This window comes from Gardnerella sp. KA00255 (assembly GCF_049244095.1).
GTDB classification, from domain to species: domain Bacteria; phylum Actinomycetota; class Actinomycetes; order Actinomycetales; family Bifidobacteriaceae; genus Bifidobacterium; species Bifidobacterium vaginale_F.
In genome coordinates, this window is sequence record NZ_CP058374.1 from 1,668,573 (window position 1) to 1,682,892 (window position 14,320).

Below are 14,320 nucleotides of genomic sequence, written 5' to 3' on the forward strand. Positions count from 1 at the left end.
ACGCTATATAAATCCTTATAAAAATAAAACTTTATAGAATAAGCCTTGTCTAAAACTTTTGATTTCAGACAAGGCTTTGTTTTTTTGAATTTTGTTGTTTTGCAGTATCTGTTTTACAGGATTACTTTTATTACTTTCCTGGGTCTGTTTGACCTTGATTAGAACGAGCTGGTCCAGGTACAACAGGCTTTGGTTTTTCAGTAACTAACTTACTAGGCTTCTTTAATTGCTTATCAATTTCTTCTCGCATTGATGAGCTCATTTTAGTTGCATTATCAATGTCGTCGCAAATCTTAATTATCCATGTATCGAGCTGCTTAGCATACGAAGGCATTAATTCGCTTACATTAATAATGCTTGTGTAGCTACGTCCTGCAATACCAGTAATCAAATTTATATTGTCATTTTTAGATTGCTGGGAATCGTTTATAAGAACATCGACTTTTCGGTCCTCAAGCATTTTACTAAAGTCAGAAACGCTTTTCGAGCTAGGATCGGTTTCTTGAGAAATAGCAGATAAGTAATCTTTTGGAGCGTTATCCTTAAGATTTAAATCTGACATAAGCCAGAATAAAATAGGAGAAGTAGAAGCAATCTTCAAATCCTTGTGTTTCTTAGCGAATTCGTCAAGATAATCCTCTAGCTTCTTTTCTCTATCTTTCCAATCATTTAATCTTTGCTCAAATTCCTTGCGCTTATTTGGTTTAACGCGAGAAAAAGCTTCAGATAATGAATTCGCCATTGCTTTTCTTGCATCTTTAGACATCCATAAGTATGGATTGTCTCCTTTAAGCGCTCCAACAGTACTTGCAGCGCTTACGTTTTCCGCTTGCTTTGGCAAATTCTTGGTTGCCCAATCGTCATAGCCTGCTCCGTTAGTTACAATTACTTGAGCTGAACTTAATGCTTCAGAAGTTTTTCCATTAAGCTTTACGTCAGATATATCTGTATCTGCTCCAGCTAGCAAAGACACTACTTTTACATCTGTTCCGCCAATTTCTTTTGCTAAAGTACCCCAAGTGTCTACCGTAGAAACTACGGATATTGGCTTATTTTTATCTTCTGTCGGCTTAGTGCTAGTATCAGGTGTTTGAGATCCGCATGCTGCAACGCTTAAGCCTATAAGTGATGCTATTGTAAATGTCGCAATAGTTTTGCATGTTTTCACTAAAGTTTTAACAGTGATACGCATCGTTGTCGCTCCTTCCGTCGTTTAATTACGTCGGCAAGTGGCGTACGTTCTATATGTGCTCGTATTTTTACGCGCAGTGTCGTACACCTCTATACCTCACGATAGCCTATCCATACGAATTGTGCGAGTCGGGAAGGGATAATTTTTATGGTTATTGTATTAGACGGTAAGGCTTTAGCTAGCAAGGTTAAAAAAAGCTTGGCTCAGCGTGTTGCTTTGCTTAAAGAAAAAGGTGTAGAGCCAGGTTTAGGAACGCTATTAGTAGGTAGTGATCCTGGTTCACTAAAGTATGTAGCTGGAAAGCATAAGGATTGCGAAGAAGTTGGGATTCGCTCAATCCGATGCGATTTGCCAGAAGATGCTAGTGAAGATGAAATTCTTGCTGCTGTCGAAAAATTAAATAATGATCCTCTTTGCACAGGTTTTATAGTGCAATTGCCTTTGCCTAAAGGCGTGGATTCTAAGAAGATTATTGAGGCAGTGGATCCTAAAAAAGATTGCGATGGAATGCATCCTTATAATTTAGGCGAATTGGTGATGCATATTTCTGGAGATATTGTTACACCTTTGCCTTGCACTCCGCGTGGAATTTTGGCTCTGCTTGATGAGTATGATATTAATCTTTCTGGAAAAGAAATTTGCGTGCTTGGCCGTGGTATTACTGTTGGTCGAACAATTGGTCTTCTTTTAACTAGAAGGGGAGTTGATGCAACTGTTACGTTGTGTCATACTCGCACGAAAAATGTGCAAGAAGTTATGCGTCGTTCTGACGTTATTATTGCAGCGATGGGCAGTGCTGGATTTGTTAAGCCAGAAGATGTGAAGCCTGGAGCTGTGTTGGTTGATGTTGGCGTATCTCGCGTGTTTGATGAAGAAGCTGGAAGATATCGCATAAAAGGTGATATTGACGTTGCGTGTAGAGATTTTGCTGGAGCGTATTCTCCAAACCCAGGCGGAGTTGGTCCAATGACTCGAGCAATGCTACTTGCAAATGTTGTAGATATGGCTGAACGCTTAGTGTAATAATCCGACACGCCCGAAGTAAAACACTTATTTTGGCTATGCCTATATATAACATTGACAGAGCGTGTGCAAAATGCGCCGCAAATATAACTAATAATTTAATATCGAGTAATATCCACCCCAAGAAGAAACCACTAATAAGTAATGGCAGAGAATAATAACGAAGTCGCCAAGGTTGCGATTAATGATATTGGCACCGAAGAAGACTTCATCAAGGCAGTCGATTCAACCATCAAGAATTTTGATGATGGTGATTTAGTTGAAGGTACCGTCGTAAAGATTGATCACGACGAAGTATTGTTGGATATCGGCTACAAAACTGAAGGTGTAATTCCTTCCCGTGAACTTTCAATCAAGAAAGACGTTGATCCAGATGATGTCGTTGAAGTTGGCGACACCATTGAAGCCCTTGTTGTCACTAAGGAAGACAAGGAAGGACGTCTTATTCTGTCCAAGAAGCGTGCACAGTATGAGCGTGCTTGGGGTGATATCGAGAAGATCAAAGATGCCGATGGTATTGTTGAAGGTACTGTTATTGAGGCTGTTAAGGGCGGCTTAATCGTAGACATCGGTTTGCGTGGCTTCTTGCCAGCTTCCCTCGTGGAAATGCGTCGCGTCCGCGATCTTTCCCCATACATTGGCCAGAAGATTAAGGCTAAGATTCTCGAGCTCGATAAGAATCGCAATAACGTTGTTCTTTCTCGTCGTCAGTTCCTCGAGGAAACCCAGTCTGAAGTTCGCGAAACCTTCCTTTCGCAGCTTAAGAAGGGTCAGATTCGTGAAGGCGTTGTGTCTTCTATCGTGAACTTCGGCGCATTCGTTGATCTCGGCGGTGTTGACGGTCTCATTCACGTCTCCGAGCTTTCTTGGAAGCATATCGATCACCCATCCGAGGTTGTTAAGGTTGGTGATAAGGTCACTGTTGAGGTTCTTGACGTTGATCTCGATCGCGAACGCATCTCCCTCTCCCTTAAGGCAACTCAGGAAGATCCATGGCAGCGCTTCGCTCGTACCCATGTTCCTGGACAGGTTGTTAAGGGCAAGGTCACCAAGATCGTTCAGTTCGGTGTGTTCATCTCCGTTGAAGACGGCATCGAGGGCTTGGTTCACATTTCCGAGCTTGCTAACCGTCATGTAGAGAACCCAGAAACTGTTGTTAAGGGTGGCGAAGAAGTATTCGTTAAGGTTATTGACGTAGACCTCGATCGTCGTCGTATCTCGCTCTCCTTGAAGCAGGCTAACGAGGCTGTTGATCCAAATTCTGAAGATTTCGATCCAGCTCTCTACGGTATGCCAGCTGAGTATGACGAAGAAGGAAACTACAAGTATCCTGAAGGCTTCGATCCAAACACTAACGAGTGGATTGCTGGTTACGAGCAGCAGCGCGAAGAGTGGGAAGCACAGTATGCAGCAGCTCACGAATTGTGGGAGCAGCACAAGGTGTTCGCCGCTAAGGAACTCGCAGCTGCAGCAGAATCCGCAGCCGCTGATGGTCAGCAGGAAGAAGCTGAAAAGAAGCCAGCTAAGGAAGAAAAGAAGGAAGAAGTTGCTTCCAACTATTCTTCTGAAGCAACTAGCGAAGGTGCTTTAGCTGATTCTGATCAGCTCGCAGCTTTGCGTGAACAGCTTTTAAGCGAAAAGAAGTAGTTTCTGCTTAAATTTTAGAAACTTTACTTAGCAGTTGTTTTAGTTATAAATGACTGTTGTGTGATGTTTTGAATGTGCTCCGGTGATGTATGTTCATCGGGGCACATTTTTATTTAAAGCATAATTTTGTGTTTTTGAATCAACTTTTTTAGTTAACTCTAGATTTGTTAGTCAACTCTAGATTTGTGAGCCGACTCTAGCTTGGTGTTAAACGATAGCTTGGTGCACCAAGGCTGGCTTGTTACCTAACATAAACACCGATTTGGGAATTATTAACGAATCAACTAGAATTAACACTAATTTGGGAGCTATCGTAATTAGTTTTATGCGGTTAGTGGTAGCATAAATTTTGCATTTTGTGCATAAAAGTGAGTAGAGGTTTGAGAGTATGACAAATCCTAACAATTTTACTGATTTTGGCGATAACGCAAATAATTCTGTAAATAATTCTGTAAATAATCCAAACAGCAATTATTTTTCATCTTATAATTCTTCCAGCGCGGAAGATAATGATGAAACTACTTCTATGAGCGTTGCTGATATTGCAAGCGTGTCTTCAAAATCTGACGACGGTCTATTTAGCGCATCGCCTGAATCGCATAAAAATAGTAATAAACGTCGCGTCAAGAATCGTTCTGCAGCTCCTTTCCTTTACTCTTTGCTAGTTGTTTTAATTTTGATTGTTGGAGCTTATTTAGGAACTTCATGGTATTTCCATGATCGCGTTGTTCCTGGTGTGCATTTTGGTAACGACAAACTTACTGAAAGAATTGTTGGCAAAAAAGCTGACGATGTTGAACGCGTAGTCGAGGATGCTGTCTCAAGTTCCGTGTTTAAAATCAGCGACGACAGGGGAAATGATCTTGATGCTAAGTTTGATGACTTGCATGTAAAGCCAGATGTGAAAGCAACTGTTCGTAATATTATGAGCGCAAAGCATGATAATTTCCTTACTATGCTTTTCCCCTGGGTTGGAACAAATGTAAGTCTTTCAGTTACCGCAGATCATTCTGGAATGAATGCTTATGTTGTCAACTATTTCGTTAAAGAATCAGATCGAGCTGTCCCTTACACTCCAGAATTCAACAAGAAAGAGAAAAAGTTTGTTGTAAAAGACGGTATGCCTGGACGCTCTATTGAGATTTTGCCTGTAGACGAAGCAATTAAAAAGATGATTGCAAATCCTGGTCATGTTGCTAAAGTCTCGGTTGTTTATCGCCGTGTGAATGCTCCTATCACACAAGATGATGCGCAAAAAGTAGCTGATCAACTTAATACTTTGCTTTCTAAGAAAATCAAGTTCGATAATAGCAATGGTAAAGATTTCACTTTGCCTAAGGAAGTTCTTGCTTCGTTTGTAAGGATCAATTCCGATGATTCCAATCATAAGATTTCGTATGATATAGATAATGATGCTGTTGGAAAGTGGCTTTCTGAAAATCTTCCTAAAGAATTAAATCAAGAAAAGGTGAATCAGGAAGATTCCGTAGATAAAAATGGAAAGGTTATTCTCACTATTAATAAAGGTGTGAATGGCGTTTCTATTAAATATTCAGACGATATTTCTAAGAAAGTTATTTCGGCTTTGAAGGATCAAAAGGATATCAAAGTTTCTGTTCCTGCGGAAGTTTCTAAGTTTAAAGTTGATAAGAAACTCATAGAAATGCGAATTGTTGTAGATAAAAGTAAGCAGATTGCAACAGTTTATAAGAATGATGAAGTTGTTAAGACATTCCCAGTTTGCACAGGTCTTACCAATCTTGCTGAAACCTACAATGGTACTTTCTATATTTATTTGAGATACGACGTGCAAACTATGCGCGGTGTGCATGAATTTGATGGTACTACTTACGTTTTGCCTGGTATACGCTGGGTTAGCTACTTTAATGGCGGTGAAAGCTTCCATACTGCTGCTTGGAATTCTGTTGGAATTTCTACCGGTGATCCTGCAAAGCACGGTTCAAATGGATGTGTAAACATGTATGAAGCTGACGCTCGTTGGATTTACGATAATTGCCCTCGCGGTACTATCGTGCAAGTTATTGGAACTACTCCAAATGGTCCGGTGCGTAAATGAGTAATAGTGACGTGCAAGATCATATCGACTTTGATAATGATTTAAGTGACTCCGATTCTGATGCAGATATAGATGCGGATATAGATGCGGATAGAGATTCTTCTTCTACAGACTCTGATTCTTCTGTAGATTCTGCTTCTGCTTCAGATTCGGATCGCAAATCAATTGTTAACAAAGTAGAGTGTTCTCCACGTAAACCAGCTAGGTGTATCAGCAGTACTCCAATTCCTGTGCATGCCACAGCAACACTGTTCGATACACCAGCTCCGGGAGAGCTTATAGATGATAAGCCATTTATAGTTCGTTGCTTACGAAAATTTGTTACATCATCAGTAGGCATGTGGATGCGTATAGCTGGTAAAGTATCGCGTAAATTTGGTTTTTATCCAAGTGTTGAACCTTATATTGGCTATGGAACTGATTCTTACGCGCGTCTTATATGTCGTACAGTTTATGCTCCAAGTAAAGGACATCATTCTGTACTTAAGCGCGGTATCTACGCGATGCTTGTTGTTCCTGCCGTACGCGTTAGAGTATCCATTTCTATTGATGATGTACCTGTGGAACGCGCGCAAGTCGGTGATTCTGAAGTATACGACAAAATAGACGCTCGTGGAGCTTGTGGAGCTGAGTATTGTATTTCGGATCGTGCAGGATATCTTGATTTAATAACTGAACGAGCATTATGCGTTGGAAGACACACTGTTACTTATAGTGTTGATGGCCGTGAACCTGTTGAATCTAGTTTATTTGCTATTTCACCATCTGCTTCTATTGGAATTATTTCTGACGTAGATGACACTATTATGGTCACTCAGGCTCCATCTCCTATAAAAGCTGCTTACAATGTGCTTATTATGAATCCAGAGCATCGTTCGCCAGTTAGAGGCATGTCTTCGCTGTTCTCGAAAATTTCTAAGCTTCTGCCAGACGCGCCATTTTTCTATCTCTCTACATCGCCTTGGAATGTGGAAGCTTCTATTCGGCACTTTATTGTGCGTGAAGGTTTTCCTGAAGGTCCATTATTATTGCGCGATTTGGATCCAAGACCTAAAACTTTTATCCCAACCGGCCCTCAGCATAAAATGGAATTTGCTGCACAGCTTATGGATGATTTTCCACATATGCGTTTTATTTTATTGGGTGATGACGGTCAAAAAGATCCGAGCACTTATGCGAAAATCATTGAACAATATCCTGGTCGCGTGGCTGCAGTTGGTATACGTCAGCTCAAACATAATGCCACCGTAAAAGATTTTCGACGTCGTTGCGCTCGCGATTTTAATATCTCTTTTTCTACTTCTCGCTTGGCATATAGCGATATTGATAAAACATCTGATGCTGTTGGTGCTGCTGGAACTGTTAATGGAGTACCATTTTTTGTTTCTCCGGAAGGTGAATCTCTTTCAGAGATGTTGCTGCCTTATATTACAAATTTGTCAAATAATCTTTAAATACTGAAAAATATACTGTTGAATACCTGGAAAACAGTAAAAAGTATAGTAAAAAATCTTTATATATCTGTTGTAAATCTTTTATTTTTGGTGTGTTGCGTATGTACATATGTGTAAAATCTGTCATTAATGTGAGTTTGAACTCAGATTTGTGTTTAAGCTGATGTTGTGAATTAGTAAGTTTATAAGAGAAAGTGTGAATGTTGTGGGTGACATGGACAGCCAGAATGGTGAATACACTGAATCAAACGATCAGACTCAGCCAGAGTACGGCCAGACTGAGTACGGCCAGGATCAAGCTCAGCCAGAGTATGGTCAGCAGTACGATCAGCCACAGTATGGCCAGGATCAAGCTCAGGCTCAGCCAGAGTACGATCAGCAGTACAATCAGCAGCAGTATGCTCAGCCACAGTATGATCAGCAGCAGTATGCTCAGCCTCAGTACAGTGATCCTCAGTACACTCAGCCACAGTACAACCAGCAGTATGTAGACTATTCACAGAATGAAGTTGTTGTTAGCAAGCGCAGTAAGATGGTTGCAGCTCTTCTTGCATTCTTCTTTGGATTCCTTGGTGTGCATAACTTCTACCTTGGCAAGAATGGAAGGGGTTTTGCTCAGCTGCTTATTACTGTTGTTTCTTTCGGCATGTTGAGTTTTGTCTCTGGCGTTTGGGCATTCATTGAGTTCATTATGATTCTTTGCTCTAAGCCAGGCTCTGAGTATCACCAGGATGGCGATGGAGCTGAGTTGCAGGACTAGTTTTTGCAAATTTAGTTTTAAGCTTTCTAAATAATTTTATAAATAAAAGATGTGTTTTAGAATCCAATTTCCAAAGCACATCTTTTATTTTTATATTTAAAAATAAGAAATTATAGTGATTGAGTAAATAAGCGAAAGTATTTAGAAGAGTAATTTTATGAAGAATATTGAAATTAAAAAATTAGATTATTTAGAAGCCAAAAATAATATGAATGTAATTTTAGACTTATATCTAAAAGCGTTTCCTAAAGAACTTGATCGTATAGATAATGTTCGTGAACGCATATTAGATAGTTTGAAATATAACAGCAGTTCGCTTTTACTTGTTGCCATTATAAATAATCGTATTATTGGCGTTTTATACGGCATAGAATTAGCACAAGATAATTGGTATGCGAATCAAATTAAACCATTTTTACACGAAAATTATGATTGGTTTAATCAAAGCTTAGAGTTAAATGAGTTATTTGTAGATCCTGAGTTCCAGCATCTAGGCGTGGGTAGAGCTCTTATGAAGAATGTTGAAAATCTTAAATTATATAAGACAATAATTTTATCACAGAAAAAGATAACAATGCGATTGCTTTAGATTTTTATAACAAGCTTGGATACAGTTTATTAACTGATAATTGGAAATCCTATTACGGGCCTATTTACTGCGTGCTATATAAGAAGTTTTAGTAAGGACAATGATAGCTTACGTTATTGTGCGAAATGTATCGTTTATAATCAAAATATGACAATAATGCGGATTGCTGTAACGGGCGGAATTGCAGCCGGAAAATCTACTGTAGTAAACCATTTGCGTTCGCGTGGCGCGTTTGTTATTGATTACGATGTTTTAGCGCGTAAAGTAGTGGAACCGGGAAGCGCAGTATTGCAACAAATTGTAGGTATTTTTGGGGAAAATGCTGTTAAGAATGATGGCTCTTTAAATCGTGCGTTTATTGCGGAGCGTATTTTTGGTGACGACGATGAACGTAAGCAAGCGTTAAGTAAGATTGAGTCTATAATTCATCCTGCTATTTATGATTGCGCAAAGCTTTTAGAAAGCGAGTATGCTAGTAAAATTTCTAAAGAAAATTGCGATGCTAAAGAAAATCGCAATGAGATAAGCAGCATGAGCTCGGTTATTGTGCACGACATTCCACTTCTTGCGCAAGTAATCGACAGCATTCCATTTAGTTTTGACCATATTATTACTGTTGAAGCGCCTCAAGAAATTCGTGTTAAGCGAATGATAAGCGAGCGAAACATGACGGAGAATCAGGCTTTGGCGCGCATAAATAGTCAACTTCCAAGTAAAGTTCGAAAAGCTATGGCAGATTTTGTAGTCGATTCCACTAAACCAATGGAATCTATGCTTAACAGTGTTGACGATACGTTGAAATCATGGTTGCGCGAAATAAACAATAAAAGTGCTGAAATGGCAAAACTGGGGAAGTAAAAAACTGGGGAAGTAAAAAATTATGTCGAATAAAATTCAGCGCACAAACAAGCCTTTTGTAGTAAAAGCACCATACAAGCCTTCAGGAGACCAGCCGCAAGCAATCGAAGAGTTGGCAAATCGCATTGAAAACGGCGAAAACGATGTTGTTTTAATGGGTGCTACGGGCACTGGTAAAACTGCTACAACCGCTTGGCTTATTGAGCGTTTGCAACGACCGACGCTTATTATTGAGCCGAATAAGACTTTGGCAGCTCAGCTTTGCGCGGAATTTCGTGAGCTTATGCCAGATAATGCTGTGAGCTATTTTGTGTCTTACTACGATTACTATCAGCCGGAAGCGTACATTCCGCAAACAGACACGTATATTGAAAAAGACTCGAATATTAACGATGATGTTGAGCGTCTTCGTCACGCAGCTACAGCGAATTTGCTTACGCGACGGGATTGCGTTGTTGTAGCTACTGTTTCTTGCATTTATGGACTTGGTACTCCAGAGGAGTATGCCGAGCGAATGCTTATGCTAAACGTTGGCGAGCAGCTTGAGCGAGACGATTTATTACGTCAATTCGTGAGCATGCAATACAAGCGCAACGATATTGCTTTTACGCGCGGAACTTTTAGAGTGCGCGGTGACACAGTTGAGATTATTCCAGTGTACGAGGAATTAGCTGTGAGAATTGAGTTCTTTGGTGACGAAATAGACAGAATCACCATGTTGCATCCTCTTACAGGAGAAGTAATTCGCCAGGAGAACAGCGTTCATATTTTCCCAGCATCTCACTATATTGCGGGTCCGGAGCGCATGGAGCGCGCGTTAGAGGCGATTGAAAAAGAGCGTGACGAGAGAGTAGCACAGCTTAAAAAGCAAAATAAATTGCTGGAAGCTCAGCGTTTGGAAATGCGAACTACGTACGATTTGGAAATGCTTAGACAAGTTGGAGTTTGCCCGGGAGTGGAAAATTATTCTAGACATTTTGACGGCCGCGATGCAGGCACACCTCCGCATACTCTGCTTGACTTTTTCCCAGACGACTTTTTGCTAGTTTTAGACGAATCGCATGTAACAGTGCCGCAAATTGGAGCCATGTATGAAGGCGACGCTTCGCGCAAAAGAACGCTTGTAGAGCATGGCTTTAGGCTTCCTTCTGCAATGGATAATCGCCCGTTAAAGTGGAAAGAATTTTTGGAGCATATTGGTCAAACTGTGTATCTTTCTGCAACGCCTGGAGATTACGAGTTGGGGCTTTCGGATGGCGTAGTTGAGCAGATTATTAGGCCTACAGGTTTGCTCGATCCTAAGATTGAGGTTCGCCCTGTAGAAGGCCAAGTTGACGATTTGCTTGCGGAAATCAAGGCGCGAGTAGCAAAAGATGAGCGCGTGCTTGTTACTACGCTTACGAAGAAAATGGCAGAAGACTTAACTGATTACTTCCTTGAGCTTGGTATTAAAGTTGAGTACTTGCATTCGGATGTTGATACTTTGCGCAGAGTGGAGCTTTTGCGCGAGCTTCGCGAAGGCAAAATTGATGTGATTGTTGGCATTAATTTGCTTCGTGAGGGTTTGGATTTGCCTGAAGTTTCTCTTGTAGCGATTTTGGATGCAGATAAGGAAGGCTTCTTAAGATCTTACCGTTCGCTTATTCAGACGATTGGTCGTGCTGCTCGTAACGTTTCTGGAACTGTTCTTATGTATGCGGATACGGTTACGGATGCTATGAGCAAAGCTATTAGCGAGACGGAGCGCCGCCGCGAAAAGCAAATCGCGTATAACAAGGCTCATGGAATTGATCCTAAGCCTTTGCGAAAGAAGATTAGCGATGTGAATGATATGCTTGCTAAAGAGGATGTTGATACTCAAACTTTGCTAGCAGGAGGTTACAGGAATGCTAATAAGGCTGGGAACTCGCATTATGGAGTGCCAAAAGAGCCGAATCTTGGGCAGGCTAGCAAAGAAAAGCGTATGGCGAATATTTCTGCGTTGCCACAAGATGAGATCATTTCTTTAATTAAGAATTTGAGCGAGCAAATGCATACGGCGGCAGAACAGTTACAATTTGAGCTTGCAGCGCGATTGCGCGACGAAATACGCGATCTAAAGAAAGAGTTGCGGCAAATGGATGCGGCTAATAAGTGAGGGTAATGAGTGATGGTAAGTGAGCGTTGCTAATTGATGATTGTGTGCTACTTGTAAGCACATAAGAACGATCAGAGATGATTCTTATTCGAGCTATCATCTGTCAGGAATTTTAATTGATTCCTTTGTATATGTTGCGATGGGAGGATGGCATTTTACTGATGGAGATAGCAATTCCTCAAGCCAACAAAGATCGTATGAACAGGCATTACTTAATTATTATAATCGTATTTCGTGCAACGGAATATTTGCGCCAAGTCTATCTGCTCCCGGAAGCGGAATGTTGATTGATACTACAAAAGGGATGGTATATCCTCGGCAAGATCCTAAATAGGATGGTATCTGAGTAAAATGGAAAGTGATAAAAGCTATAGGGCACTATTAAAAAATTAAATAAAGGATGCTTGTGGAAAAGTTATATACACATATACTGCGCATCACAAATTAGCTGATCGACTTGAGAAAGAAAATAAGTATGTGAAGAATGCACAGATTATATTGACCGCACTTTCTTCTTGCGGATTTTTTGCCAGCATTATAACAAACAAGGTCATATTGACATGGGTAGGTGGAATTGCTGCTGTATTGTCTTTGTGCCTAAATCTATATGCCAAGGAATATAAGATTCAAAATGAAGTAAGTCAGCATCGAAATGCAGCAAATATGTTGTGGGGTATTCGAGAAGAGTATGTTTCCTTATTAGTTGATTTTGAAGTGCTTGACGATAGTGAGATACAAAAAAGAGAGATGTTCTTTGTAATAAAGTTTCAGAAGTCAATAATAGTTATCCTGCAACTGATGAGAGAAGCTACAGGGCTGTGCAGAAGGCTTTGCAAAAGGAAGAAGAACAGACTTTTAAGGAGAACGAGGTTGATTCCATTTTACATAATGGAATTGATAAGTGAATAATCGAAAGGGGTGAGTTATATGATACTCCCTGAAAATTTGATGAACTTGATTCGTCAGGGCGAGGGGCTGACAGTCGAATTCAAAAAATCAACAAAAGATATTACGAAGGATGTCTACGATACTGTTTGCTCTTTTTCTAATCGGGATGGCGGTCATATTTTCTTTGGCGTGAAGGATAACGGTACGATTCTCGGTGTTGATAAAGACTGCGTTGAACAGATGAAGAAAAATTTTGTTACTACGATCAACAATGAGAGAAAAATGTATCCTCCACTCTATTTGACTACAGAGGAATATGAGATCGATGGGCGTATTGTTCTTTATGTCTATGTCCCGGTTGGAAAAACCGTTTATCGCAATGCGGGCAGAATATTTGATCGCAATAATGAGTCTGACATCGATATTACAGATAATGCGGATATGGTTTTCAACCTTTATGCCCGTAAGCAAAGTACCTATTTTGTGAATAAGGTTTACCCTGCCATCCCGGTTTCAAGCCTTCGCCATGATCTTATGGATCGGGCAAGGAGAATGACGAGAGTGAATACTGAGCACCATCCGTGGGTTGACATGACGGATGAGGAGATGCTCAGAAGCTGTGGGCTTATACTTGAGGATCCGGAAACGAACAAAGAAGGTATCACACTTGCGGCAGTCTTACTCTTTGGTACGGATAACCGTATCATGTCCGTGTTACCGCAGCATAAGACAGACGCTATTTTCAGAGTGTTCAATGTTGATCGTTATGATGACAGGGATGTGGTGATCACAAACCTGATTGAAAGCTACGATCGTTTGATGGAATTTGGAAAGAAGCATCTGAATGATGTTTTTACATTGTATGGTGTCCAGCGGATAAGCGCCAGAGATAAAATCCTGCGTGAGATTATTTCCAATTTGTTGATGCACCGTGATTTTTCCAGTGGATATGTACCGAAGCTTGTCATTGAACGGAATAAGATTACAACAGAGAATGCGAACCTTGCGCATGGACACGGCAACCTGAATCTGAACACATTCAAGCCATTTGCAAAGAATCCGCCGATAGCAAAAGTGTTCCGTGAGATCGGTCTTGCTGACGAACTGGGAAGCGGTATGCGCAACAGCTATAAATACACGAAGATGTATTCTGGTGGAGAGCCTGTCTTTACAGAGGCAGATGTTTTTACGACAGTGATTCCCCTTTCTGAGGCTGCAACTGCCACGGTCGGGCCGACTACCCAAGGTACTACCCAAGGTACTACCCAAGGTACTACCCAAGGTACTACCCAAGGTACTACCCAAGGTACTACCCAAGGTACTACCCAAGGTACTATGCAAGGTACTATGCAAGCTGAACTGAGCGAAAGAGATAAGACGTTAGTTAATCTCTTACTGAAGCATCCGTACCATACACAAGCAAAGATTGCGAATGAATTAAACTGGGATGTTAATACTGTGAAATATTATATAAATAAGCTAAAGAAGGATTCCGTAATTCTACGCCACGGGACAAGTCAGAACGGCTATTGGGAAGTTATTTATAAGAATTGAGATAAATATATTCATCTGCATTTTAGGGCACTCCAAAGCGCACCTTATAGATCAAGCCAAAGTGCCAAAACGCCAAGATGACGTTTTAAGTGGCGTTTTGAATGATGTTTTGGCTGTTTGAGGAAACATGTCGACGGTGTA

General features: G+C 40.7%; 10 protein-coding genes and 1 pseudogene. 10 read left to right on the forward strand and 1 reads right to left on the reverse strand.

Translation table 11 applies throughout. The annotated features are described in order from the left end of the window. Positions 1–130: 130 nt before the first annotated feature. Positions 131–1,192: a metal ABC transporter solute-binding protein, Zn/Mn family gene (locus HXT51_RS06505; protein WP_103084807.1), complete on the reverse strand. Its 1,062-nt coding sequence runs from the start codon at positions 1,190–1,192 to the stop codon at positions 131–133. A gap of 147 nt (positions 1,193–1,339) precedes the next feature. On the opposite strand from HXT51_RS06505, the gene HXT51_RS06510 reads away from it, so the two are divergent. From HXT51_RS06510 to HXT51_RS06555, 10 genes and pseudogenes are all read left to right on the forward strand, one after another. Continuing rightward, positions 1,340–2,215 carry a bifunctional methylenetetrahydrofolate dehydrogenase/methenyltetrahydrofolate cyclohydrolase gene (locus HXT51_RS06510; protein WP_103084808.1) on the forward strand — a complete coding sequence of 292 codons (876 nt, stop codon included), beginning with the start codon at positions 1,340–1,342 and terminating at the stop codon, positions 2,213–2,215. A 144-nt stretch (positions 2,216–2,359) separates the two neighbouring features. Further along, positions 2,360–3,862 carry a 30S ribosomal protein S1 gene (gene rpsA / locus HXT51_RS06515; protein ID WP_103084809.1) on the forward strand — a complete coding sequence of 501 codons (1,503 nt, stop codon included), beginning with the start codon at positions 2,360–2,362 and terminating at the stop codon, positions 3,860–3,862. A gap of 388 nt (positions 3,863–4,250) precedes the next feature. Further along, a complete protein-coding gene (locus HXT51_RS06520; RefSeq protein ID WP_421776470.1) occupies positions 4,251–5,939 on the forward strand; it encodes a L,D-transpeptidase in 1,689 nt (562 codons plus the stop codon). Beyond that, positions 5,936–7,393 (forward strand): App1 family protein, encoded by a 1,458-nt coding sequence (locus HXT51_RS06525; protein ID WP_421776471.1) that lies wholly within the window; start codon positions 5,936–5,938, stop codon positions 7,391–7,393. Before HXT51_RS06520 ends, HXT51_RS06525 begins: the two co-directional genes overlap by 4 nt. Positions 7,394–7,589: 196 nt before the next feature. Beyond that, a complete protein-coding gene (locus HXT51_RS06530) occupies positions 7,590–8,153 on the forward strand; it encodes a TM2 domain-containing protein (protein WP_421776472.1) in 564 nt (187 codons plus the stop codon). 157 nt (positions 8,154–8,310) lie between these two features. Then, positions 8,311–8,834 (forward strand): annotated as a pseudogene (locus HXT51_RS06535) (GNAT family N-acetyltransferase). 55 nt (positions 8,835–8,889) lie between these two features. Further along, a complete protein-coding gene (gene coaE, locus HXT51_RS06540) occupies positions 8,890–9,600 on the forward strand; it encodes a dephospho-CoA kinase (protein WP_421776473.1) in 711 nt (236 codons plus the stop codon). A 22-nt stretch (positions 9,601–9,622) separates the two neighbouring features. Next, entirely contained in the window at positions 9,623–11,737 is a 2,115-nt protein-coding gene (gene uvrB, locus HXT51_RS06545) for an excinuclease ABC subunit UvrB (RefSeq protein WP_421776474.1), read from the forward strand. Between the two features lie 417 nt (positions 11,738–12,154). Beyond that, the gene (locus tag HXT51_RS06550) at positions 12,155–12,646 is read left to right on the forward strand and encodes an SLATT domain-containing protein (protein ID WP_258004256.1); all 492 of its coding nucleotides are present in this window, start codon (positions 12,155–12,157) and stop codon (positions 12,644–12,646) included. An 18-nt stretch (positions 12,647–12,664) separates the two neighbouring features. After that, positions 12,665–14,179, forward strand: a complete 1,515-nt coding sequence (locus tag HXT51_RS06555) for an RNA-binding domain-containing protein (protein WP_421776475.1) — start codon at positions 12,665–12,667, stop codon at positions 14,177–14,179. Positions 14,180–14,320: the final 141 nt, after the last annotated feature.